Raw genomic sequence first — 22,110 nt, 5'->3', positions numbered from 1 at the left:
TTTTTATGCCACGCCATGACCGACTTTATCGCCACCACCGCCGGCCAGCGCGCCACCTTTTTGTGCGGCAAATCCTGGACCGCCTACATCAGCACTTTCGTCATTGCCGTGCTGCTGTTCTTTGCCGCCCTGCCGCTGGCCTTCAAGTACAACGCGCGCGCCGCCTTCGTGGTGCTGATCGGCTCGGCCCTGATTGTCGGCTATCGCCTGCTGACGATACGCAGCTATCAGCTGTATTACGACGAGGCAGGCGTATGGCTGGCGTCCGGCATCTTGCCGTGGAAAAAGAAACTCACGGGCGTCAAATGGCGCGACATGGATGAAGCCGTCTATGAAACCAACTTCTGGAGCTGGCTGTTCCAGTCCTACACGGTGCGCGTCAGCCAGCGCTACACGCAGGACATCGAAATCCACGCCACTGGCATGGCGCGCGGCAAGGATGCCGTGGCGACCCTGAATGCGCGCCACCAGGACATGCTGCACGGCGGCGCCATCGTCGTCTAGGCCACACGCTCCCGGCGCAAAAAACCGCGCAGCGGCGGCAATTAATGCTAATCTTTGGGCCGCCCAGGCAAGCAAGGCCAACCTTTCAATAATTGTTTGTTACTTATATTATCAGTTCATTATTTTCTGATACTAACAAACGACAAAATATTCAAGAGATAAACTATGCTGATAAAAAATAAAGTTGCGCTCGCCGCATTGATGATGGCTTTTAGCCTGACACCGGCCAGCGCCGCCAAGAAGCCGCAGAAAAGCGGCAAGGCCAGCACCAGCAGCAGCAAGAAAAAAACTGTCAGCAAGAAGGCGGCCGTCGCCACGACTGCAGCGGCCGCGACGGTAGCAGCCGTCGCCAGCGAAAACAGCAGCGACCGCTCCATGAATAACCTCAGTGGCCAATTCCTCACGGCACTGTGGCGTTTGGACCCGGAAAGCGCGATTTCGGTCGGCAAGTATGATGGCGCCGCCAACCTGAGCATTCCCGATGCGGCCAGCCGCCAGAAGCAACTGGCCTTCATCGAAGAATGGCTGGGCAAGTTCGGCAAGCTGAATGCGAGCAAAATGTCGGACAAGCAACGCACCGACCTGGCCTTGCTGACAAATAAACTGCAATCGGACCGCTGGTACCTGACCACCTTCCGCGAATTCGAATGGAATCCCGCGCAGTACAACGTGGCCGGTTCCATCGACTTCATCCTGAACACGGAATACGCATCCCAGCCGCAGCGCCTGCGCACCTTGCTCAAGCGTATCGCCACCGTGCCGCAATACTATGCGGCCGCGCGCGCCAGCATCGTCAACCCCACGCGCGAACACACGCAGCTGGCCATCGCCCAGAGCGCCGGCGTGCTCAGCGTGCTTGACGACCTGAACAAGACAGCACAGGGCTCCATCCTGACGCCGGCGGAAAAACAGCTGTACAACGCCCGCATCGCCGCAGCCCGCACGGCCGTGCAAGGCTATGCCGCCTGGCTGACGGAACAGGATGCCGCGCTGGCGCAGAACGGCAACGCGCGCTCCTTCCGCATCGGCAAAGACTTGTACGAACAGAAATTCGCCTACGATATCCAGGCCAGCGTGAGCGCCGAGCAGATGTACCAGAAAGCCCTGGCCGCGCGCGAAAAGCTGCTCGAGCACATGGATAGCCTGTCCGACGAACTGTGGGTGAAAACCATGGGTGCCACGGCCAAGCCGGCGGACCGCACGGCGAAGATCGGCATGGTGATCGACAAGCTGTCCAGCAACCACGTGGCGCCCGCCGACTTCGTGCCGGAAATTCGCCGCCAGATCCCGGAATTGCAGGAATGGGTGACCAGCCACAACCTGCTGACGATGGACCCGAAAAAGCCCCTGGTCGTGCGTGAAACCCCGGCCTACCAGCGCGGCGTGGCTGGCGCCAGCATCGAGGCGCCCGGCCCCTACCGTCCACAGGACCGCACGTATTACAACGTGACGCCGCTCGATGGCGAAACGGCAGAACAGGCGGAAAGCAGCTTGCGCGAGTACAACCACTGGATCTTGCAGATCCTCAATATCCACGAAGCCATTCCCGGCCATTACACGCAGCTCGTGTATGCCAACAAGTCGCCCTCGCTGGTCAAATCCATCTTTGGCAACGGCGCCATGATCGAAGGCTGGGCCGTGTATGGAGAGCGCATGATGCTCGAATCGGGCTATGGCAACAATGCGCCGGAAATGTGGCTGATGTACTCGAAGTGGAATTTGCGCAGCGTCACCAACACCATCCTCGACTACAGCGTGCACGTACAGGGCATGACGCAAGAGCAAGCGCTGGACCTGCTGACGCGCCAAGCCTTCCAGACCAAGCGTGAAGCAACAGAGAAATGGCGCCGCGTGCAGCTGAGCTCGGTTCAACTGACCAGCTATTTCAGCGGCTACAGCGAAATCATGGACTTGCGCGAACAGCGCAAGCAGGCTCTGGGCAACAAGTTCGTGCTGAAGGATTTCCACGAGCAATTCCTCAGCTATGGCAGCGCACCCGTGAAAGTCATCAAGGAATTGATGAATTAAGCGCTACGCTTCCTCACCTTGCAAAGGGCGCTACGGCGCCCTTTTTGCATGGGTTTGCGCCACCGCAAACCACCGGCAACCTTGCCTATCAGGCTGATGGCAAGGCAGGCACCACCGCACTTCGCACTGGCAATTGCCGATTTTCCAGCAAGCAGAAGCGCATGTAGTAAGTGCTCACCAAGCGCCTGTGCAATGAAAAAGCCGCTGCTCCCAGGGGAGGTCAGCGGCTTTTGCCTGCGTATCGTGCTTGCGCTTGCCGGCTAGGACGCCTCTTCCGGCGCCTGGGTGGCCTTGACGAAGATGGGCGCCACCAGCAGGCCCAGCTCGAACAGCAAACACATGGGGATGGCCAGCGAGAACTGGCTGACCACGTCCGGCGGCGTGACGATGGCGGCAATCACGAAGGCGCCCACGATGACGTAAGGGCGTACTTCCTTGAGCTTCGCGATAGTAACCAAGCCCATGCGCACAAGGATCACCACCACCACGGGCACTTCGAAGGTGGCGCCAAAGGCCAAACACATCGACATGACGAAATCGAGATAGTTTTCGATATCGGGCGTGACGGCGATCGAGGATGGCGAGAAGTCGCTGATGAAGTGAAACACGCGCCCAAATACAAAGAAGTAGCAGAAGGCTACGCCAGCGATGAACAGCAGGGACGAGGAAATGACCAGCGGCGCGATCAAACGCTTTTCATGCGTGTACAGGCCTGGCGCGATGAAAGCCCACATCTGGTACAGCACCCAGGGCAAGGCAACGATGAAGGCGATCACCAGGGTCACTTTCATCGGCACCAGGAACGGTGAGATCACGCCGGTGGCGATCATTTTCGAGCCGGCAGGCAGCGAGGCGATCATCGGTGCGGCAATAAAATCGTAGATCTGCGAGGGGCCGGGCCAATAGAACAGCACGGCGCAGACGACGGCGATGCCGATCGAGGCCTTGACCAGGCGGTTGCGCAGCTCGACCAGATGCGAGATAAAGGTTTCTTCCACCGGGGATTTGCTACTCATGAGTAAAAGGAGGAGGAACTGGCGCGCGGACGGAAGCGCGCCACGCGGGCGGCCGCCGACTGCACGTGCAGCTTGCCGCCATGACGCTGCTTGTACCAGCCTGGGATGGCGGAATTGCGCACCAGCTTCTTGCGGCGGAATTCGCGCGCCTTGCGGGCCAGGTCATCGTTGGTGGCGCGCAGCATGGCTTCATGGGCATCGTGATGCCCCTCATATGAGCTGGAATCGCCGCGCCAGGCGTTTTCCACCTCGGCCAGGTTGCCGGAGATCGAGTTTTCCACGCCATGCATGGATTTCTCTACGCTTTGCTTGACGGAATGGGCTGCATCCTGCACTTCCTTCTGCAGGTTTTTCAGCTCTTCCATTTCAATTTCGCGCGAGACTTCGGATTTCACCTGGTTCAGGTAGCGTTGCGCGCGGCCATACAGGGTACCGGCCATGCGTGCTACTCTCGGCAACTTTTCAGGGCCGATGACTATCAACGCAACCACGCCGATGATGGCGATTTTAGAGAGACCGAGATCGATCATAAGCGGACAAGGGCTGTTACCGGACGAGGCAAGCGCCCCGCCACGCTATCAGAACTTGCTTTTCTCTTTCGTCTCGACGTCGATGGTGCTTTTGTCGGCCACTTGCGATGGCGCAGCAGGAGGGGTGTTGGCTGCCGGAGCATCATCTTCACCCTTGACGCCATCCTTGAAGCCTTTGACGGCCTTGCCGATATCACCGCCGATATTGCCCAGTTTCTTGGTGCCGAAGACCAGCATCACAATGACCAGAACGATCAGCCAGTGCCAAATACTCAATGAACCCATCACATTCTCCTTGCGGGACGGTGCCCGAATAGCGTCAACCAATGCCGGTAGTATACACGTGAACCCGGCGCACGGCGAAATCAGTGCTGGCCGCGCCAGGGGCGGGGACCGCCGTACACATGCATGTGCAAGTGATACACCTCTTGCCCGCCGTTCGGGCCGCTGTTGATCATGGTCTTGAAGCCGCCGCCGGGCGTGCCATCGGCGTCATACGTGACGGCGCAGCCGAACTCGGCAGCGAGCCTGGGCGCCAGGCGCAGCAGCTTGCCCAGCATTTCCGTATGGCTATCGTCGCAGTCGGACAGGCTGGCCACGTGGCGCTTGGGGATCAGCAGCAAATGCACGGGGGCGGCCGGGTTGATGTCCTTGAAGGCCAGCAAGTCCTCGTCTTCATACACGATGGAAGAAGGAATTTGTTTTGCAGCAATCTTGCAAAAAATACAGTTATCCACGCACGCTCCAGTAGGTCAGTGTTTGTCTGTTTCGCCGGCGTCGCGCAGCTCATCCTTGCGCGCCGCCTTTTCTTCCAGGCCGGACAGGCCTTCGCGGCGCGCCAGCTCGTCGAGCACCTGCTGCGGCGTCAGGTCGAACTGCGCCAGCATCACCAGCGAGTGAAACCACAGGTCGGCGCATTCGTACAGGACCTTCGATGGGTCATTGTCGCGGCGCGCATCCTTGGCGGCCATCACCGTTTCCGTCGCTTCTTCGCCGATTTTTTTCAGAATGGCATCATCACCCTTGGCAAACAGGCGCGCGACATAGGAAGTGGCGGGGTCGCCGCCGTTGGCCAGCTTGCGCGATTCGATCACGGCGGCCAGTCGCTTTAAAGTTTCACTCATTTGTTCTTGGTTTCCGCGTAAATCGTGTCAGGGTCTTTCAGCACGGGGTCGGTGATTTGCCATTCGCCCGCTTTTTCATCGCCTTCGAATTTCTGGAAGAAACACGAATGGCGACCCGTATGGCAGGCGATGCCGCCGGCTTGCTCGATTTTCAGCAAGACCACGTCTTCATCGCAATCGAGGCGGATTTCCAGCACCTTTTGCGTGTGGCCCGATTCTTCGCCCTTGTGCCAGAGTTTCTTGCGCGAACGGCTCCAGTACACGGCTTCGCCCAGCTCCACCGTGCGCGCCAGCGCGTCGCGGTTCATCCAGGCAAACATCAGCACGTCATTGCTGCCCGCTTCCTGCGCGATCACGGGCACCAGGCCGTGCTCGTCCCATCTGACCTTTTTCAGCCACTTGGCATTGCTTGCTACGATGGTTCCGTTTTGCATGTTCTTTATCCTGGGTACTATTTTGTTTACGCCAGGCGCATGGGGATGCCCTGCTGCGCCATGAAACGCTTGGCTTCCTGTACCGTGTGCTGGCCATAGTGAAAGATGCTGGCGGCCAGCACGGCGTCCGCGCGGCCCACCTTGATGCCGTCGACCAGGTCTTGCAAGCCGCCCACGCCGCCCGAGGCGATGACGGGAATGCTGACGGCGTCCGACACGCCGCGCGTCAGGCCCAGGTCGAAGCCCACCTTGGTGCCATCGCGGTCCATGCTGGTGAGCAAGATTTCACCGGCGCCCAGGCTTTCCATTTTACGCGCCCATTCGAACGCGTCCAGGCCCGTCGCGGTGCGTCCGCCATGGGTAAACACTTCCCATTTTCCGGGCGACACTTGCTTGGCGTCGATGGCCACGACGATGCATTGCGAACCGTGCTTTTGCGATGCCTCAAACACCAGTTGGGGATTCGTCACGGCCGAGGTGTTGATGCTGACCTTGTCGGCGCCCGCGTTGAGCAGCCGGCGCACATCTTCCACCACGCGCACGCCGCCGCCCACGGTCAGCGGAATGAACACTTGCGACGCCACCGCTTCGATGATGTCGAAGATCAGCCCGCGGTTGTCGCTCGAAGCGGTAATGTCGAGGAAAGTGATTTCATCGGCGCCCTGCTCGTCATAACGGCGGGCAATTTCCACCGGGTCGCCGGCGTCGCGCAATTCCGTGAAATTGACACCTTTGACAACGCGGCCATTGGTCACGTCGAGGCAGGGGATGATACGTTTTGCAAGCATGATGGTATCCAGATTGTCGCCAGGCCGGGCGTGCACAGGCACGCTCCCGGCCAGGCTGGCTTAAACGGCGGCGTCGGTCAGTTCGTCGGCGCGTTCTTGCGCCTGCGCCAGGTCGATCGTGCCTTCATAGATGGAACGGCCGCAGATCACGCCTTCGATGCCTTCGGCCTGGACAGCGCACAGCGCTTCCACGTCGCCGATATTGTGCAGGCCACCCGAGGCGATGACGGGAATCTTGACGGCTTGCGCCAGCTTGACGGTGGCTTCGATATTGATGCCGCCCATCATGCCGTCGCGGCCGATGTCCGTGTAGATGATGGATTCGACGCCGTAAGCTTCGAATTTTTTCGCCAGGTCGATCACTTCGTGGCCCGACATCTTGCTCCAGCCATCCGTTGCCACTTTGCCATCCTTGGCATCGAGGCCGACGATGATGTGGCCCGGGAAGGCGCCGCAGGCGTCGTGCAGGAAGCCGGGGCTTTTCACGGCCGCCGTACCGATGATGATGTAGGTGATGCCGGCGTCGAGATAGCGCTCGATGGTGTCGAGATCACGGATGCCGCCGCCCAGCTGCACGGGGATTTCCTCAATGTCGTTTTCCACGGCGAAATCCTGCACCGCCTTCAGGATGGCCTTCACGGCGCCTTCGTTCTTCGGCTTGCCGGCAAAGGCGCCGTTCAGGTCGACCAGATGCAGCCGGCGCGCGCCTTGCATCAGCCAATGGCGGGCCATGTCGGCCGGGTCTTCGGAAAATACGGTGGCAAGTTCCATATCGCCTTGTTTCAGGCGTACGCAGTGACCGTCTTTCAGGTCGATGGCGGGAATAAGCAGCATGGTCAGTGTGGTGTCAGAGTGAGTGAGAAGCGAAGCCGGAAAGGCCACGAAGGTACATCAAAAGGTAGGTCAATACGATACGTCAGGGTTTCCAGTGAACAAAGTTCTTGTACAGCTGCAAGCCAGCGGCAGCACTTTTTTCAGGGTGAAACTGCGTCGCGAAAATATTATCACGGGCGACGGCGCAAGCGAACGGCGCGCCATAAACAGTCTCGCCCACCGTGTGCGCCGCCTCTTGAGGTTGAGCAAAATAGCTGTGCACAAAGTAAAAATACGCGTTGTCGGCGATGCCATCCCACATCGCATGGGGCGCTGTTTGCCGCACTTGGTTCCAGCCCATTTGCGGCACCTTGAAGCGCGAGCCATCCTCCTGCACCTGGCCGTCGAGCTGGAAGCGCACGACTTTTCCTGGCAGCAAGCCCAGACCGGCCGCATCACCCTCTTCGCTGCCCTCGAACAGCATTTGCTCGCCGATGCACACGCCCAGCACGGGCTTGCTGTCCGCGGCGCGCAGCAGCGCTTCGAGCACGCCCGATTCGCGCAGGCTGCGCATGCAGTCGGGCATGGCGCCCTGGCCCGGCAAGACGATGCGGTCGGCGCTGTCGATGTCGGCCGGCACGCCCGAAATGCGCACATCAGCGTCCGGCGCCACGGCACGCAGGGCCTGCGCCACCGAGCGCAGGTTGCCCATGCCGTAATCCACCACCACAATTTTATTCATGTGTTTAATCTCAGAATTGACAGTGTATCCCGGCCAGCGCTTACAGGCTGCCCTTGGTCGATGGAATGATGCCGGCCGCGCGCTCATCGAGTTCGGCAGCCATGCGCAGCGCGCGGCCAAAGGCCTTGAATACGGTTTCGCACTGATGGTGGGCATTCGTGCCGCGCAAATTGTCGATATGCAATGTTACGCCCGCATGGTTGACGAAGCCGCGGAAAAATTCCAGGGTCAGGTCAACGTCGAAGCCGGCGATCATGGCGCGCGTAAACGGGATGTGGTATTCGATGCCCGGGCGGCCCGAGAAATCGAGCACCACGCGCGACAGCGCCTCGTCCAGCGGCACATACGCATGGCCATAGCGGCGGATGCCCTTCTTGTCGCCGATGGCCTTGGCCACGGCCATGCCCAGGGTGATGCCTACGTCTTCCACCGTATGGTGGTTGTCGATATGCACGTCGCCCGTCGCTTCGATATCGAGGTCGATCAAGCCGTGGCGGGCGATCTGATCCAGCATATGATCGAGGAAGGGCACGCCGGTGTTCAGCTTTTGCTGGCCGGTGCCGTCCAGGTTGAGGGCGACGCGAACTTGCGTCTCATTGGTGTTGCGCGTGATTTCTGCGGTGCGGTTCATGGGAGGCTCTGGCGATAGGCTAAACGAGGGATGCCTTGAAGGCATCGTAAAAAAGGGAATTCTCTTCCGGGGTGCTGACGCTGATGCGCAGGCAATTGACCAGCGCAGCATGCATTTTACTCATATTTTTAATTAAAACCCTGCGGGCAAGCAGTTTTGCACAAACATCGTCGGAATCAGCCACACGAATCAGAAGAAAATTTGCCTTCGAGGGAAATACCGTCACGCCGGGCAGTTCCGCCAGGCGCAGCGCCAGTGCATCGCGCTCGCTGTTGAGCAAGTCAGCCTGGGCATTGAGCACGTCGAGGTGCTCGAGCGCGAATTCGGCTGCCGCCTGCGTCAGCACATTCACATTGTACGGCGGGCGCACTTTTTCAAACTGCGCCAGCAGGGCCGGCGCGGCCGACATATAGCCGAGGCGGATACCGGCCAGGCCCAGCTTCGACACGGTGCGCATCACCACCAGGTTCTCGAATTCGGGCAGGCGCCCCATGAAACTGTGCTGCGCGAACGGCTCGTAGGCTTCGTCGACGACGGCGATGCCCGTGTCGCCCAGGGCGGCCAGGATGCGTTCGATGTCGGCGCTGGCAAACAGATTGCCCGTCGGATTGTTCGGATAGGCGAGGAAGACCAGCGCCGGGCGGTGCTCTTCGATGGCCGCCAGCATGGCGTCCATGTCCAGGCTGAAGTCGGCCTGCAGGGGCACGCCGACGAAATCCATGCCGGCAAACTGCGCCGAGCGCGCGTACATGACGAAGGCCGGCACGGGCGCCAGCAGCACGGCGCGCTGGCCCGGCTCCTGGCGGGCGCAGGCCATGGCCAGGATGGAAATCAGTTCATCGGAACCGTTGCCCAGCATGACGTCGTAGCCGGCGGGCACGCCCAGCTTGGCGCAGATGGCCGCCTGCAGGCTGGCGTAGGACGGCGGATAGCGGTTCAGCGCCACACCGGCCAGGCGCGCGCCCAGCTCCTCGCGCAGATGCTGCGGCAGCGGATACGGGTTTTCCATCGCATCGAGTTTGATGTAACCGCTGGCATCGGCTACCTGGTAGCTTTTGACGGTCCGCACATCGGACCGCACGGTGTTGCTGATTAACTGATCGAGGAAAGACATGCTGCAAACACTCCTGATGAAATTAAATGGAGACTAAATGACGACGTCTTCCGCCACGGCGGCGCTGCGCGCCTTGCGGGCCGGCGTTTTTTTCACTGCGGACGATTTTTTCGCCGTTGCCGGCTTCTTGGCCGCCACCGGCGTCTTCACGGCCACCTTGGCGGCCTTGGGTACGGTGGCCCGGCGTTTGGCCGGCGCCTTTTTCTCTGGCTGCGGCATGGCCTCTGCGGTCAGTTCCTGCGCCAGTGCCGCCAGGCGCTGTTCAATGATGGCGCAATAATCGGGGTTCAGTTCGAAACCCACAAAATCGCGCCCGCAGCGCTTGGCCGCCAGGGCCGTGGTGCCGCTGCCCATGAACAGGTCGAGCACCACGCCGCCGGGCGGGCACGAGGCCTTGAGCATGCGCTCGATGATCTCGAGCGGCTTTTGCGTCGGGTGGTCGGCCCGTTCCGGATGTTCCTTGTGCAGGCGCGACACGCTCCACAAGTCTTTCGGGTTGTAGCCTACTTCCAGCCATTTCGCGCCGATGAAGATCGAGCGCGAACGGGCTTTCTTGGTGGCCGCGTCGTAGGCGATGCGCACCGCGTCAAGGTCGAAGTAGTAATCCTTGCGCTTGACGAAGAAGCCGATGGTGTCGTGCACCGATGAAAAGCTGCGCACACTGCCGCCCATGGATGGCACGCGGCGGTCCCAGATGATTTCATTCATCATCGCCATGCGCTGTTTCAGCATGACGAAGATCTCCGGCGAATAGCGCCAGGTCAAAAAGATATACAGGCTGCCGTTGGCTTTCAGCTTGGGCAGCGCCGCATCGATCCACGCCTCCGTCCAGCGCAGGTAGTCGGCCACCGACTGCTGGTCCGAGGAGTTTCCATAATCCTTGCCCAGGTTGTACGGCGGATCGGTCAGGATCAGGTCCACGGAGCCATCGGGAATACGCGCCAGCCCCGCCAGCGCGTCTTCGCAATAGACCCGGTTGACCCAGTCCGGCCGCTCCGCCAACTTCGTCATGGCTGCGGCTTCAAACGCAGTTCGGCGCTGCGCGCGTGCGCTTGCAATCCTTCGCCATACGCCAGGGTGGCGGCGACACGGCCCAGGGTTTGCGCACCCGCTTCGCTGACGTGAATGATGGACGAGCGCTTCTGGAAGTCGTACACGCCCAGCGGCGACGAAAAGCGCGCCGTGCGCGAGGTCGGCAGCACGTGATTGGGGCCGCAGCAATAGTCGCCCAGCGATTCGGACGAAAAGCGGCCCAGGAACATGGCGCCCGCGTGACGGATCTGCTCGGCCCACTGCTGTGGATTTTCCGCCGAAATTTCCAGGTGTTCCGCCGCGATGGCATTGGCGATTTCACACGCTTCTTCCATGCTGCGTACCTTGATCAGCGCGCCCCGGTCCTGCAGAGAAGTGCTGATGGTGGCCTGGCGCGGCATCGTCGGCAGAAGCTTGGCGATGCTCGCTTCGACCTTGGCGATATAGTCGGCATCGGGGCACAACAGGATCGCCTGCGCCAGCTCGTCGTGCTCGGCCTGCGAAAACAAGTCCATGGCGACCCAGTCCGGGTCGGTAGTGCCGTCGCAAAGGACCAGGATTTCGGACGGTCCGGCGATCATGTCGATGCCGACGATGCCGAACACGCGGCGCTTGGCGGCAGCCACATAGGCGTTGCCGGGGCCGACGATTTTATCGACGGCGGCAATCGTCTGCGTGCCGTAAGCCAGCGCGCCGACCGCTTGCGCACCGCCGATGGTGATCACGCGCGTCACGCCGGCGATTGCGGCGGCGGCCAGCACCATCTGGTTTTTCACGCCATCGGGCGTCGGCACGACCATGATGATTTCGCCCACGCCCGCCACGTGCGCGGGAATGGCGTTCATCAGCACGGATGACGGATACGCTGCCTTGCCGCCCGGGACGTAGATGCCGACCCGGTCCAGCGGCGTGATCTTCTGGCCCAGCACCGTGCCATCGGGCTCGGTGTAAGTAAAACCGCGCAATTCCTCGCGCTGGCGTTCGTGGAAGGCGCGGATGCGCTGCGCGGCGATCTGCAGCGCTTCTCGCTGCGCCGACGGCAAGCCGTTCAGCGCCGCCTGCAATTCGGCCTGCGAAATATCAAAAGCCGCCATTTCCGCCGCGCCGCCATGCGGGATGCGGTCAAAACGGTTGGTGTACTCCAGTACGGCGGCGTCGCCGCGCGTTTTCACGTCGGCCAGGATTTTCGCGACCGACGTTTCAATCGCTGCATCGGTGCCTGCCTCGAACGCCAGCAGCGTATCGAGCGATTGTTGGAAACCATCCTGGCTTGAATCGAGCTTGCGTATCTGTATCGGCATAATCGGCTTTCTGCTACTGAAGGTGTCTAGGCTTGCGAGGCGCGTTCAAACGCCTCGATAATCGGCTGCAAGCGCTCGCGCTTGAGCTTGAGCGCAGCCTGGTTGACCACCAGGCGCGACGAAATTTCCATGATGTGTTCGACCTCGACGAGGTTGTTCGCGCGCAAGGTACTGCCCGTGCTGACCAGGTCGACGATGGCGTCGGACAGGCCCACCAAAGGCGCCAGTTCCATCGAACCATACAGCTTGATCAGGTCGACGTGCACGCCCTTGGCGGCGAAATGCTCGCGCGCCGTGTGCACGAACTTGGTGGCCACGCGCAAGCGCGCGCCCTGCTGCACGGCCTTTTCGTAATCAAAACCGGCCTGCACCGCCACCGACATGCGGCAGGAGGCGATATTCAGGTCGATCGGCTGGTACAGGCCTTCGCCGCCGTGTTCGAGCAGGACATCCTTGCCCGCCACGCCGAAATCGGCCGCGCCGTACTGCACGTAGGTCGGCACGTCGCTGGCGCGCACGATGATGACGCGCACGTTCGGATCGTTAGTGGCCAAAATCAGCTTGCGCGAGGTCTCCGGGTTTTCCAGCACCTTGATGCCGGCCGCTTCCAGCAGCGGCATGGTGTCCTCAAAAATGCGGCCTTTTGAGAGCGCCAGGATCAGCTGGGAGCTGTCACCGTTGTTCGATCCGTTCATGCTCGTTCCTTTTTTGTTTTTACTTGATGCGCACGATGTTCGCGCCGACTGCCGACAATTTCACTTCCATGCGGTCGTAGCCGCGGTCGAGGTGATAGATGCGGTCGATCAGGGTTTCTCCGTCCGCCGCCAGGGCCGCGATCACCAGCGACGCCGAGGCGCGCAGGTCGGTCGCCATCACGGGCGCGCCGCGCAGCTGCTTGACGCCGGCGATGATGGCCGTATTGCCCTCGATGGTGATGTCGGCGCCCAGGCGGTTCATTTCCTGCACGTGCATGTAGCGGTTTTCGAAAATCGTCTCGGTGACGCGGCTGGCGCCGTTGGCAATCGTGTTCACAGCCATGAACTGCGCCTGCATGTCGGTCGGGAAGCCGGGATATTCCGTGGTGCGGAAGCTGACGGGGTTCGGACGGGCCGACATCTCGGCGCGGATCCAGTCGGCGCCGAAGGTCATCGTCAGGCCCATGGCGCGCAGCTTGTCGAGCGCCGCGTCGAGGATGTCCGTGCGCACGTTGCGCAGCGTGATATCGCCGCCGGTGGCCGCCACGGCGCACAGGAAAGTGCCCGTCTCGATACGGTCGGCGATGACCGCGTGCGAAGCACCGTGCAAGGCGTCGACGCCCTGAATCACCAGGCGGCTGGTGCCGATGCCGTCGATCTTCGCGCCCATGGCGACCAGCAGGTGCGCCAGGTCGGTTACTTCCGGTTCGCAGGCGGCGTTTTCCAGGATGGTCTCGCCTTCGGCCAGGGTCGCTGCCATCAGCAGGTTCTCGGTGCCAGTGACGGTGATCATGTCGGTGACGATGCGCGCGCCTTTCAGCTTGGCGCACTTGGCGTAGATGTAGCCTGCTTCGATGCGGATCTCGGCGCCCAGTGCTTCCAGGCCCTTGATGTGCTGGTCGACGGGGCGCGAGCCGATGGCGCAGCCGCCCGGCAACGAGACCTTGGCTTCGCCGAAGCGCGCCAGCATGGGGCCCAGCACCAGAATCGAGGCGCGCATGGTTTTGACCAGTTCATACGGCGCTTCCAGGGTGTCGATGGCGCTACCGTTGAGGACCACGCGGTCGCCGTCCTGCTGCACCTTCAGGCCCGTCTGGCCCAGCAGTTTCAACATGGTGGCCACGTCGTGCAGGTGCGGCACGTTCGTCAGGTCCAGGTCGCCTGCGGTCAGCAGGCCGGCGCACAGGATGGGCAAGGCGGCGTTTTTTGCGCCGGAGATGGCGATGTCGCCGTTCAGGCGGTTGCCGCCGTTGATGAGGAGTTTGTCCATGTGCTTATCCTTGGAATTCTTCAGGTGTCAGGGTTTTCATCGACAGCGCGTGGATTTCCTCGCGCATGCGGTCGCCCAGGGCGGCGTAGACGATCTGGTGGCGCTGGATCAAACGTTTGCCGGCAAACGCAGGCGAAACGATCACGGCCTGGAAGTGCTGGCCGTCGCCTTCCACTTCGAGGTGCGTGCATTCGAGGCCGGCCGACAGATAGCCGTGGATCAGTTCTGGAGTGGTGGTCACGATAAGTCCTTGATATTGAATAATGTGGTGATGTGGTGTGCCGCAATCAATGGCGCAATTAGTGTCGTAACTAGTGACGCAAGCGATAGCCGCTTTTCAGCAGTCGGATCGATGCCAGCGCCAGGATCACGAGGAAGCCGGCGACGATGGAAAGACTGAGCCAGGGGCTGACGTCGGACACGCCGAAGAAACCGTAGCGGAAGCCGTCGATCATGTAAAAGAAAGGATTCAGGTGCGATACCGACTGCCAGAACGGGGGCAGAGAGTGGATCGAGTAAAACACGCCTGACAAAAAGGTAGCCGGCATGATCAGGAAGTTCTGGAAAGCGGCCAGCTGGTCGAATTTCTCGGCCCAGATGCCGGCGATCAGGCCCATGGTGCCCAGCATGGCGGCGCCCAGGAAGGCAAAGATGACGATCCACAGGGGCGCGACAAACGACAGGTCGGCGAACCAGCAGGTGATGGCAAACACGCCAAAGCCCACGGCCAGGCCGCGCGCGACGGAAGCGAGTACATACGCCGAGAAGATTTCCCAATGCGACAGGGGAGTCAGCAGCACGAACACCAGGTTGCCCGTGATCTTGGACTGGATTAGCGAGGACGAGGAATTGGCAAACGCGTTTTGCAGCACGCTCATCATCACCAGGCCGGGAATCAAAAAGGCCGTGTAGCTGACGCCGGGGCTGGGCTCCACGCGGCCGTCGAGTACATGGCCGAACACCAGCAGGTACAGCATCGACGTGAGCACGGGTGCGGCCACGGTTTGCGTCGCCACTTTCCAGAAGCGCAGGGTCTCTTTGTAGACGAGGGTGCGAAATCCTGTCGAAATCATACGGTACCTTTATCCATGATCTGCAAGAAGATGTCTTCCAGGTCGGCTTGTTGCAATTGCATTTCATCGATCTCGACGCCCGCTTCACGCAGGCGGGCGAGGATTTTCTCGACTTCGCTGTATTCGTTGACGCGCAAGCTGAACTTGTTCGGCGCCTGCTGTTCTTCCGGGTGCAGCACCAGATGCTGCAAGTCGGCCGGCAAGCTGCCGTATTTGAGATGCACCTGCAGCTGCGAGCCGGCGATGCGACGGATCAGGGCCGACATGGTGTCGAGCGCCACCACCTTGCCCGTCTTGAGCATGGCGACGCGCTGGCACATGGCTTGCGCCTCTTCCAGGTAGTGGGTGGTCAGCACGACGGTGTGGCCGCCTTCGCGGTTCAGGCGCGAGATGAACTTCCACAGGGTCTGGCGCAGTTCCACGTCGACGCCGGCGGTCGGCTCATCGAGCACGATGACGGGCGGCTTGTGCACCAGCGCCTGGGCGACGAGCACGCGGCGCTTCATGCCGCCGGACAGGGCGCGCATATTCGTGTCGGCCTTGCCGGTCAGGTCGAGGTTTTCCATGACCTCGTCGATCCATTTGTCGTTGTTCGGCAAGCCGAAATAGCCGGACTGCAGGCGCAAGGTTTCGCGCACGGTGAAAAACGGGTCGAACACCAGCTCCTGCGGCACCACGCCAAGGTTGCGGCGCGCGTTGCGGAAGTCCGTGACCACGTCGTGGCCGTGGATCTTGACGGTGCCCGCGTCGGGACGTATCAGGCCGGCGATGATGGAAATGAGGGTGGTCTTGCCGGCGCCATTGGGGCCGAGCAGGCCAAAGAATTCGCCTTCCTCGATGGCCAGCGACACGCCGCCCAGCGCCTTGAGCGATTTATAGCTCTTTTCTACATTCGTGATTTGAATTGCGGTCATGTGCTTGTTTCAAAGGTAATGCGTCTGGTGTGATGCGCCAGTTGCCGGAAACATCCAGGCCGGCAGGCCGGTGCAGGGCGCCCCCTTCAGACGAGGACGGCGCAACAGTCAATTATAGTTGGAAAATTCGTGGAACACTTGGAGATCAATCCGGCGGCGCTGCTGGCCTGCCGGCTTGAAAACTACTGCTGATGCGGGGAGTGGGACAGGATCAATGATGATGCAGGTCGGACGGGCTGCGTTCGGCGTGGCCGTCGGCGCTGCCGCAGTCGTCGGCCGTCAACGTGCTCGAGACGAGCGAGCAGACGCCATACAGCTTGGTGAGGTTTTTCAGGTTGTTCGGCAGGTTTTTCAGTTCCAGCACGCCGCCGGCATCCTGCGCGGCGCGCTGCCACGTCAGCATGACGGAAACGGCGGCCGAATCGACAGCCTTGATGTTGCGCAAATCGAACTTGGTCTGACCCGATCGGATGGCGTCCAGACCCTGCTCCAATGCCGAGGTGGCATTGTCCACGGTCAGGGAAGTCAGGGATTGCAGGGTGTCGAGAGAGTCGGGCATGGCGTCGGGCTGCGCTGGTCTGGAGCTGGTTCAGGAGCTATATGATAGCCGATTATTTGGCTTTGACAGCGGGACGGCTGGCCAGGGCCTTGTTTTTTGCCTGCAAGGTCTTGATCAGGCCATCGATGCCGCCCTTGCTGATCTCGCTGGCAAAGCTGCTTTTATACGTTTCCACCAGCCACGCGCCCAGCACGTTGATGTCATAGATCTTCCAGCCGGATGGGGTTTTCGCCACGCGGTAGTTCAGAGGCACGGGTTCGCCGCGCGCCACGTTGACTTGCGAGCGCACTTCCACTTCCGTATCGGCCGGGTCGGCGCGCATCGGCTTGAATTCCACGGTTTCGTTCTTGATCTGCGACAGGGCGCCCGAATACGTGTAGATCAGCAAGGTGCGGAATTCTGCGGACAGCTGCTTTTGCTGCTCCGGCGTGGCGTCGCGCCAGAAGCGGCCGGCGGCCAGGGCCGTCATGCGCTGGAAATCCACATACGGCAAGATCTTGCTTTCCACCAATTCGGTGACGCGCTTGATATCGCCAGCCTGGATGGCCTTGTCGGCCTTGGCCGTGTCGATCACGTCCTGGCTGATGCGTTTGACCAATACGTCCGGTGCCTCGACAGCGGGGGCGGCCTGGGCGGCGGTGGCAAAGGCGATGGTCGCCATCGCCAGCAATTGTTTCATCAATTTCATGGTTCTACCTTTCATGGTGTTGCTATGCACCGGCTGGCGTTGATCGCAGCCGTGGTGTTTCTGTACCGGAGTTTACTCCTGGGGCCTGGCGTCGGCGGCAACGGTATTGCTACCAGATGTTACGAGGTCCACAGGCGCAACGTCGGCCGCAGCCGTGGCTGATGGGGCTTCCGCAGGGGCGGCCTGTGGTTTCGCATCGTACTGCGGCTCGTAATCACTGCTGTCGTTTTTTGGCACTTTGCGGTCGCGGCGGTCCGTATCGCCATCGAAAACCTTGCTTTCCCGCGCCTGCAGGAAGCCGTCGCGAATAAATTCATAGCGGTCCAGCGCGGCCGCTTCCATCAGGTTGGTCGCGTCGAGCAGCGCAGCGCGCTTGTCGACCACGCGCGTCACTGTGCCGATATTGCGCACCGAGGCAGGGTCCTTGTAGCGCCATGGGTCGCCCGTGATATCGAGCGGCAGGGCCGCCGTATCGCGCACGGTCGATGGGCCCAGCAGCGGCAGCATCACGTACGGACCAGGCTGGACGCCATACCAGCCCAGGGTCTGGCCAAAGTCTTCGTTATGCTTCGGAATACCCGCCTGCGAGGCGATGTCGATCAGGCCGAAAATTCCGAAAGTCGAGTTCATGCTGACGCGCACGACGTCTTGCAAACCCGCTTCACCCTTGCCTTGCAGCAAGTTGTTTACGGCGCTCCACACATCGGACAAGTTGCCGAAGAAGTTGCCTACGCCCGTTTGCACGAACGACGGCGTAACCTTCTTGTAGGCCGTGGCGACCGGTTTCAGGGCCACCTGGTCGACGGTGTCGTTGAACTTGAACATGGCGCGGTTATACCCTTCGAGCGGGTCGCGCGGATTGGTGCCGGTGGCGCAAGCGCTTACGCTGGCGGCGATGGCCAGGGCCAGGCCGATACGCGCCAGGCTGCCTTGAGATTTCTTGGTCGACTCGCTCATTTGCTGTCCTTTCCTTCCGCTGCCTTGCTGTAGATGAACTGATTGATCAGGTCTTCCAGCACTGTGGCCGATTGAGTACGGGCAATCTTGTCGCCCTCTGCCAGGTTCGCCAGATCTCCGCCTGCTTCCAGGCCGATATATTGCTCACCCAGCAAACCGGCCGTCAAAATCTTGGCCGAGCTGTCTTTCGGAAATTTGTAGCCATCTTCGATGTCGAGTTTCACCAGCGCCTGATACGTCTTGTCGTCAAAACGGATCTCCGCCACGCGCCCCACCACCACGCCAGCGCCCTTGACGGGCGCCTGCGGCTTGAGGCCGCCAATATTGTCGAACTTGGCACTAATGGTATACGTCTTGCTGAAAGACAGCGAGCTCATATTGCCGGCCTTGAGCGCTAGAAACATCAATGCCGCCACACCCAGCAAGACGAACAAGCCGACCCAGACATCCATAGATTTACGTTGCATAAACAATCCTAAATTATTTTTACTTGCCGCCGCCTGCGCAACATCCTGCCCAGGCCCGCGGTTGTTCGCTGATCGGCAATTACTTGCTAAACATCAACGCCGTCATCATGAAATCGAGCCACCACACCATTAACGACGAAATCACCACCGTGCGCGTGGTCGCGCCGGAGACATCTTCCGGCGTCGGCTGTGCCTGATACCCCTGGAACAGCGCGATGAACGTCACCGCGATGCCGAAGACCATGCTTTTAACATAGGTACCATTGGCGATATCTTTCCAAACATTCACGCCGCCCTGCATCTGCGACCAGAACGAGCCTTCATCGACGCCAATCAGCACCACGCCCACCAAATAGCTGCCGATGACGCCGACGGCCGTGAAGATGCCACCCAGGATAGGCATGGCGATCACGCCGGCCCAGAAACGGGGCGCCAGCACGCGCTGGATCGGATTGACGGCCATCATTTCCATGGCCGACAATTGCTCACCCGCCTTCATCAGGCCGATTTCCGCCGTCAGCGAAGTGCCGGCGCGGCCCGCGAACAGCAGCGCCGTGACGACCGGACCCAGTTCACGCATCAAGGACAGCGCCACCAACTGCCCCAGCGACTGCGTCGCGCCAAAGGTGCTCAGTGTGTAATAGCCTTGCAAACCCAGCACCATGCCAACGAACAGGCCGGACACGGCGATGATCAACACCGACCGGCTGCCAATGTAAAACAATTGCTCGATCAGCAAGTGTGGGCGGCGCCACAGTCCACCCGAGGAGGCGATGATAAGAAAGAACGAACGCACGGCAAAGCCGAGGTCTTGTACCGAGTTGCGCAACCATGCTCCGATCGCCGCCAGGAAACGCGCGATCATCGGCGCGCTCCCGCGTGCAAACCCAGGTCGTCGGCCAGCGACTTGCCCGGATAGTGGAACGGCACAGGGCCATCGGCCTCGGCATTGACGAACTGCTTGACGTACGGATGCGTCGACACGGCCATCTCGGCCGGCGTGCCGTGCGCCACGATCTTGCCCGATGACAGAAAATACACATAATCAGCGATGGCGAAACACTCCTTCACGTCGTGCGATACCAGGATAGACGTGGAACCCAGCGCATCGTTCAGATTGCGGATCAGATTGGCCGTCACGCCCATGGAAATCGGGTCCAGGCCGGCGAACGGCTCGTCATACATGATCAGTTCCGGGTCGAGCGCGATGGCGCGCGCCAGCGCGACGCGGCGGCCCATGCCACCGGAAATCTCGGCCGGCTTCAATTGCGCCGCGTTGCGCAAACCCACGGCGTGCAGCTTCATCAGCACCAGGGTGCGGATCAGCTCTTCATTCAAGTCCGTGTGTTCGCGCAGGGGAAACGCCACGTTCTCGAACGCCGTCAAGTCCGTAAACAGGGCGCCGTGCTGGAACAGCATGCCCATCTTGCGGCGCATTTGATATAACTCGTCGGTCTTGAGCGTATGCACGATCTGGCCGTCGATATTCACGGAGCCGGAACTGGGGCGCAGCTGCCCGCCGATCAGGCGCAATACGGTCGTCTTGCCACTGCCGGAGCCACCCATGACGGCCACAACTTTTCCGCGTGGGAAATCCATTTGGAGGCCCGATAAAATCGAACGTTCTCCATAGGCAAAGTGTAAATCACGGATCTCAACAAGATTTGGCACGACGAAGCTCACTATTTTAATGGCGTATTGTAGTGCAGAAACGCCAACCTCTGCTGAGACACCCCTTGGGACAGCCCCGGAAAGGGGAAGAATACAACACTAATGAATCGAAAGTCAGATATTGTAGTGGAAATTTGAGCTGTGCATCGCGTCCCCATCCGATGACGTTCACGGCTATTGACTTGATCAGTAAAAATAACAAAGGCCACGCCGCAATCCGCGCCGTGGCCCTGTCAAAAAAACGAACAATTGCTCGTTAATTAACGTGGCAGCAGGGATGCCCCCATCAGGAACTCATCGACGGCGCGTGCGCACTGGCGCCCTTCGCGGATGGCCCAGACCACCAGCGACTGGCCGCGGCGCATGTCGCCGGCGGCAAACACTTTGGCCACCGAGGTCTGGTAGCAAGCGGCGCCGTCCGTACTGGCCTTGACGTTGCCGCGCGCATCCGTATCAACGCCGAATGCTTCAAGCACCTGTTGCACAGGGGAAACAAAACCCATGGCCAGGAAGACCAGGTCGGCCTTCATCTCGAATTCCGAGTTCGGCACTTCGCTCATCTTGCCGTCTTTCCACTCCACGCGGCAGGCGATCAGCTTTTCCACCTTGCCGCCCTTGCCTTCGAAACGCTTGGTGGCCACGGCCCAGTCGCGCTCGCAGCCTTCCTCGTGCGAGGACGAGGTGCGCAGCTTGGTGGGCCAGTACGGCCAGACCAGCGGCTTGTTTTCCTGTTCCGGCGGCTGCGGCATCAGTTCGAACTGGGCTACCGAGGCGGCACCATGGCGGTTCGAGGTGCCCACGCAATCGGACCCCGTGTCGCCGCCGCCGATCACTACCACGTGCTTGCCTGTCGCCTTGATCTGGTCCTTGAGCTTGTCGCCCGCGTTGACCTTGTTTTGCAGCGGCAGGAAATCCATGGCGAAGTGCACGCCTTTCAAGTCGCGGCCCGGCACGGGCAAGTCGCGCGGCTGCTCGGCGCCGCCGGCCATGATGACGGCGTCAAATTCTTTTTCCAGGTCTTCCGGGAAAATGGTTTCCTTGGCCCAGTTGTTTACGTGGGCAGGGAAATCCTTGCCGACCAGCACGCTGGTGCGGAAGACCACGCCTTCGGCTTCCATCTGTTTCACGCGCAAGTCGATGTGCGACTTTTCCATCTTGAAATCGGGGATGCCATAACGCAACAAACCACCGACCCGGTCGCTCTTTTCAAACACGGTGACGGCATGGCCGGCGCGCGCCAGTTGCTGCGCCGCCGCCAGACCGGCAGGGCCGGAACCGACGATGGCCACTTTCTTGCCCGTACTAAAACCTGCCGGCTGCGGCGTGACCCAGCCGTGTTCCCAGCCCATGTCGATGATTTTGTGCTCGATGGACTTGATGCCGACCGGATCTTCGTGGATGCCCAGGGTACAGGCCGATTCACATGGCGCCGGGCAGATGCGGCCCGTAAATTCCGGAAAGTTATTCGTCGAATGCAAGATATCGAGCGCTTCGCGGTAAGCACCGCGGTACACCAGGTCATTCCAGTCGGGAATGATGTTATTCACAGGACAACCCGTGGTGCAGAAAGGGATGCCGCAATCCATGCAGCGCGCGCCCTGCACGGTCGCTTGCGCATCCGACAGGTGCAGCACGAATTCCTTGTAGTTCTTCAGGCGCGCGGCAGGCTCCAGATAGTGTTCGTCCTGGCGCTTGAATTCCATGAAGCCGGTAATTTTACCCACGATTATTCCTTTGTATTATTAGCTGGCGGGGAGCG

27 protein-coding genes are annotated in these 22,110 nt (G+C 60.6%); 2 read left to right on the top strand and 25 right to left on the bottom strand.

Annotated features, from left to right (window positions below; genetic code table 11):
• Positions 1-15 precede the first annotated feature (15 nt).
• Entirely contained in the window at positions 16-504 is a 489-nt protein-coding gene (locus tag C8C89_RS05205) for a hypothetical protein (protein ID WP_133989057.1), read from the top strand.
• A 168-nt stretch (positions 505-672) separates the two neighbouring features.
• Positions 673-2,532 carry a DUF885 domain-containing protein gene (locus tag C8C89_RS05200; RefSeq protein WP_133993147.1) on the top strand — a complete coding sequence of 620 codons (1,860 nt, stop codon included), beginning with the start codon at positions 673-675 and terminating at the stop codon, positions 2,530-2,532.
• 260 nt (positions 2,533-2,792) lie between these two features.
• Here the strand turns inward: C8C89_RS05200 and tatC are convergent, their stop codons facing one another.
• From tatC to C8C89_RS05075, 25 genes are all read right to left on the bottom strand, one after another.
• Complete coding sequence (gene tatC / locus C8C89_RS05195; RefSeq protein WP_101483218.1) at positions 2,793-3,548, bottom strand: twin-arginine translocase subunit TatC; 756 nt, start codon at positions 3,546-3,548, stop codon at positions 2,793-2,795.
• Positions 3,545-4,078, bottom strand: a complete 534-nt coding sequence (gene tatB / locus C8C89_RS05190; protein ID WP_034780928.1) for a Sec-independent protein translocase protein TatB — start codon at positions 4,076-4,078, stop codon at positions 3,545-3,547. The genes tatC and tatB overlap by 4 nt, the downstream gene beginning before the upstream one ends.
• A 48-nt stretch (positions 4,079-4,126) precedes the next feature.
• Positions 4,127-4,363 carry a Sec-independent protein translocase subunit TatA gene (gene tatA / locus C8C89_RS05185; RefSeq protein WP_092717368.1) on the bottom strand — a complete coding sequence of 79 codons (237 nt, stop codon included), beginning with the start codon at positions 4,361-4,363 and terminating at the stop codon, positions 4,127-4,129.
• 80 nt (positions 4,364-4,443) lie between these two features.
• Complete coding sequence (locus C8C89_RS05180; RefSeq protein ID WP_101483219.1) at positions 4,444-4,815, bottom strand: histidine triad nucleotide-binding protein; 372 nt, start codon at positions 4,813-4,815, stop codon at positions 4,444-4,446.
• A gap of 15 nt (positions 4,816-4,830) precedes the next feature.
• Positions 4,831-5,202, bottom strand: coding sequence for a phosphoribosyl-ATP diphosphatase (locus tag C8C89_RS05175; RefSeq protein WP_034753849.1), 372 nt, complete (start codon positions 5,200-5,202; stop codon positions 4,831-4,833).
• Positions 5,199-5,636 carry a phosphoribosyl-AMP cyclohydrolase gene (gene hisI, locus C8C89_RS05170; protein WP_133989056.1) on the bottom strand — a complete coding sequence of 146 codons (438 nt, stop codon included), beginning with the start codon at positions 5,634-5,636 and terminating at the stop codon, positions 5,199-5,201. The genes C8C89_RS05175 and hisI overlap by 4 nt, the downstream gene beginning before the upstream one ends.
• Positions 5,637-5,662: 26 nt before the next feature.
• On the bottom strand, positions 5,663-6,424 hold the full coding sequence (gene hisF, locus C8C89_RS05165; RefSeq protein WP_070219637.1) for an imidazole glycerol phosphate synthase subunit HisF: 762 nt from the start codon (positions 6,422-6,424) through the stop codon (positions 5,663-5,665).
• Positions 6,425-6,484: 60 nt separating this feature from the next.
• Positions 6,485-7,258 (bottom strand): 1-(5-phosphoribosyl)-5-[(5-phosphoribosylamino)methylideneamino]imidazole-4-carboxamide isomerase, encoded by a 774-nt coding sequence (gene hisA / locus C8C89_RS05160; protein ID WP_101483221.1) that lies wholly within the window; start codon positions 7,256-7,258, stop codon positions 6,485-6,487.
• An 82-nt stretch (positions 7,259-7,340) separates the two neighbouring features.
• A complete protein-coding gene (gene hisH / locus C8C89_RS05155; RefSeq protein ID WP_101483222.1) occupies positions 7,341-7,979 on the bottom strand; it encodes an imidazole glycerol phosphate synthase subunit HisH in 639 nt (212 codons plus the stop codon).
• Positions 7,980-8,019: 40 nt separating this feature from the next.
• On the bottom strand, positions 8,020-8,610 hold the full coding sequence (hisB, locus tag C8C89_RS05150) for an imidazoleglycerol-phosphate dehydratase HisB (protein WP_010402123.1): 591 nt from the start codon (positions 8,608-8,610) through the stop codon (positions 8,020-8,022).
• Between the two features lie 19 nt (positions 8,611-8,629).
• Positions 8,630-9,724 carry a histidinol-phosphate transaminase gene (gene hisC / locus C8C89_RS05145; protein ID WP_133989055.1) on the bottom strand — a complete coding sequence of 365 codons (1,095 nt, stop codon included), beginning with the start codon at positions 9,722-9,724 and terminating at the stop codon, positions 8,630-8,632.
• A 33-nt stretch (positions 9,725-9,757) separates the two neighbouring features.
• Positions 9,758-10,735 (bottom strand): site-specific DNA-methyltransferase, encoded by a 978-nt coding sequence (locus C8C89_RS05140; RefSeq protein ID WP_133989054.1) that lies wholly within the window; start codon positions 10,733-10,735, stop codon positions 9,758-9,760.
• Complete coding sequence (hisD, locus tag C8C89_RS05135) at positions 10,732-12,057, bottom strand: histidinol dehydrogenase (protein ID WP_133989053.1); 1,326 nt, start codon at positions 12,055-12,057, stop codon at positions 10,732-10,734. The genes C8C89_RS05140 and hisD overlap by 4 nt, the downstream gene beginning before the upstream one ends.
• A gap of 26 nt (positions 12,058-12,083) precedes the next feature.
• Entirely contained in the window at positions 12,084-12,752 is a 669-nt protein-coding gene (hisG, locus tag C8C89_RS05130) for an ATP phosphoribosyltransferase (protein WP_101483226.1), read from the bottom strand.
• 19 nt (positions 12,753-12,771) lie between these two features.
• The gene (gene murA / locus C8C89_RS05125; RefSeq protein ID WP_070290314.1) at positions 12,772-14,022 is read right to left on the bottom strand and encodes a UDP-N-acetylglucosamine 1-carboxyvinyltransferase; all 1,251 of its coding nucleotides are present in this window, start codon (positions 14,020-14,022) and stop codon (positions 12,772-12,774) included.
• A gap of 4 nt (positions 14,023-14,026) precedes the next feature.
• Positions 14,027-14,263 carry a BolA/IbaG family iron-sulfur metabolism protein gene (locus C8C89_RS05120; RefSeq protein ID WP_034753824.1) on the bottom strand — a complete coding sequence of 79 codons (237 nt, stop codon included), beginning with the start codon at positions 14,261-14,263 and terminating at the stop codon, positions 14,027-14,029.
• A 70-nt stretch (positions 14,264-14,333) separates the two neighbouring features.
• The gene (locus tag C8C89_RS05115) at positions 14,334-15,095 is read right to left on the bottom strand and encodes an ABC transporter permease (protein ID WP_101483228.1); all 762 of its coding nucleotides are present in this window, start codon (positions 15,093-15,095) and stop codon (positions 14,334-14,336) included.
• Complete coding sequence (locus tag C8C89_RS05110; RefSeq protein WP_133989052.1) at positions 15,092-16,009, bottom strand: ABC transporter ATP-binding protein; 918 nt, start codon at positions 16,007-16,009, stop codon at positions 15,092-15,094. Before C8C89_RS05110 ends, C8C89_RS05115 begins: the two co-directional genes overlap by 4 nt.
• Before the next feature lie 211 nt (positions 16,010-16,220).
• The gene (locus tag C8C89_RS05105; RefSeq protein ID WP_133989051.1) at positions 16,221-16,568 is read right to left on the bottom strand and encodes an STAS domain-containing protein; all 348 of its coding nucleotides are present in this window, start codon (positions 16,566-16,568) and stop codon (positions 16,221-16,223) included.
• Between the two features lie 52 nt (positions 16,569-16,620).
• On the bottom strand, positions 16,621-17,256 hold the full coding sequence (locus tag C8C89_RS05100) for an ABC transporter substrate-binding protein (protein ID WP_101483231.1): 636 nt from the start codon (positions 17,254-17,256) through the stop codon (positions 16,621-16,623).
• A gap of 72 nt (positions 17,257-17,328) precedes the next feature.
• The gene (locus C8C89_RS05095) at positions 17,329-18,213 is read right to left on the bottom strand and encodes a VacJ family lipoprotein (protein WP_133989050.1); all 885 of its coding nucleotides are present in this window, start codon (positions 18,211-18,213) and stop codon (positions 17,329-17,331) included.
• Complete coding sequence (gene mlaD, locus C8C89_RS05090) at positions 18,210-18,680, bottom strand: outer membrane lipid asymmetry maintenance protein MlaD (protein ID WP_101483233.1); 471 nt, start codon at positions 18,678-18,680, stop codon at positions 18,210-18,212. Before mlaD ends, C8C89_RS05095 begins: the two co-directional genes overlap by 4 nt.
• A gap of 79 nt (positions 18,681-18,759) precedes the next feature.
• Positions 18,760-19,545 carry a lipid asymmetry maintenance ABC transporter permease subunit MlaE gene (gene mlaE, locus C8C89_RS05085; protein WP_101483234.1) on the bottom strand — a complete coding sequence of 262 codons (786 nt, stop codon included), beginning with the start codon at positions 19,543-19,545 and terminating at the stop codon, positions 18,760-18,762.
• Positions 19,542-20,351, bottom strand: a complete 810-nt coding sequence (locus C8C89_RS05080) for an ABC transporter ATP-binding protein (RefSeq protein WP_101484785.1) — start codon at positions 20,349-20,351, stop codon at positions 19,542-19,544. Before C8C89_RS05080 ends, mlaE begins: the two co-directional genes overlap by 4 nt.
• A 260-nt stretch (positions 20,352-20,611) precedes the next feature.
• Positions 20,612-22,075, bottom strand: coding sequence for a glutamate synthase subunit beta (locus tag C8C89_RS05075; protein WP_101483235.1), 1,464 nt, complete (start codon positions 22,073-22,075; stop codon positions 20,612-20,614).
• Positions 22,076-22,110 lie beyond the last annotated feature (35 nt).

It is taken from the genome of Janthinobacterium sp. 75, assembly GCF_004365495.1.
GTDB lineage: Bacteria > Pseudomonadota > Gammaproteobacteria > Burkholderiales > Burkholderiaceae_D > Janthinobacterium.
This window is presented reverse-complemented; position numbering and strand designations above follow the sequence as displayed.

Coding starts and splice junctions, on each gene's coding strand:
- C8C89_RS05205 (WP_133989057.1), top strand. CDS start 16: ATGACCGACTTTATCGCCACCACCGCCGGCCAGCGCGCCACCTTTTTG.
- tatC (WP_101483218.1), bottom strand. CDS start 3,548: ATGAGTAGCAAATCCCCGGTGGAAGAAACCTTTATCTCGCATCTGGTC.
- tatB (WP_034780928.1), bottom strand. CDS start 4,078: ATGATCGATCTCGGTCTCTCTAAAATCGCCATCATCGGCGTGGTTGCG.
- tatA (WP_092717368.1), bottom strand. CDS start 4,363: ATGGGTTCATTGAGTATTTGGCACTGGCTGATCGTTCTGGTCATTGTG.
- C8C89_RS05175 (WP_034753849.1), bottom strand. CDS start 5,202: ATGAGTGAAACTTTAAAGCGACTGGCCGCCGTGATCGAATCGCGCAAG.
- hisI (WP_133989056.1), bottom strand. CDS start 5,636: ATGCAAAACGGAACCATCGTAGCAAGCAATGCCAAGTGGCTGAAAAAG.
- hisF (WP_070219637.1), bottom strand. CDS start 6,424: ATGCTTGCAAAACGTATCATCCCCTGCCTCGACGTGACCAATGGCCGC.
- hisA (WP_101483221.1), bottom strand. CDS start 7,258: ATGCTGCTTATTCCCGCCATCGACCTGAAAGACGGTCACTGCGTACGC.
- hisH (WP_101483222.1), bottom strand. CDS start 7,979: ATGAATAAAATTGTGGTGGTGGATTACGGCATGGGCAACCTGCGCTCG.
- hisB (WP_010402123.1), bottom strand. CDS start 8,610: ATGAACCGCACCGCAGAAATCACGCGCAACACCAATGAGACGCAAGTT.
- hisC (WP_133989055.1), bottom strand. CDS start 9,724: ATGTCTTTCCTCGATCAGTTAATCAGCAACACCGTGCGGTCCGATGTG.
- C8C89_RS05140 (WP_133989054.1), bottom strand. CDS start 10,735: ATGACGAAGTTGGCGGAGCGGCCGGACTGGGTCAACCGGGTCTATTGC.
- hisD (WP_133989053.1), bottom strand. CDS start 12,057: ATGCCGATACAGATACGCAAGCTCGATTCAAGCCAGGATGGTTTCCAA.
- hisG (WP_101483226.1), bottom strand. CDS start 12,752: ATGAACGGATCGAACAACGGTGACAGCTCCCAGCTGATCCTGGCGCTC.
- murA (WP_070290314.1), bottom strand. CDS start 14,022: ATGGACAAACTCCTCATCAACGGCGGCAACCGCCTGAACGGCGACATC.
- C8C89_RS05115 (WP_101483228.1), bottom strand. CDS start 15,095: ATGATTTCGACAGGATTTCGCACCCTCGTCTACAAAGAGACCCTGCGC.
- C8C89_RS05110 (WP_133989052.1), bottom strand. CDS start 16,009: ATGACCGCAATTCAAATCACGAATGTAGAAAAGAGCTATAAATCGCTC.
- C8C89_RS05105 (WP_133989051.1), bottom strand. CDS start 16,568: ATGCCCGACTCTCTCGACACCCTGCAATCCCTGACTTCCCTGACCGTG.
- C8C89_RS05100 (WP_101483231.1), bottom strand. CDS start 17,256: ATGAAATTGATGAAACAATTGCTGGCGATGGCGACCATCGCCTTTGCC.
- C8C89_RS05095 (WP_133989050.1), bottom strand. CDS start 18,213: ATGAGCGAGTCGACCAAGAAATCTCAAGGCAGCCTGGCGCGTATCGGC.
- mlaD (WP_101483233.1), bottom strand. CDS start 18,680: ATGCAACGTAAATCTATGGATGTCTGGGTCGGCTTGTTCGTCTTGCTG.
- mlaE (WP_101483234.1), bottom strand. CDS start 19,545: ATGATCGCGCGTTTCCTGGCGGCGATCGGAGCATGGTTGCGCAACTCG.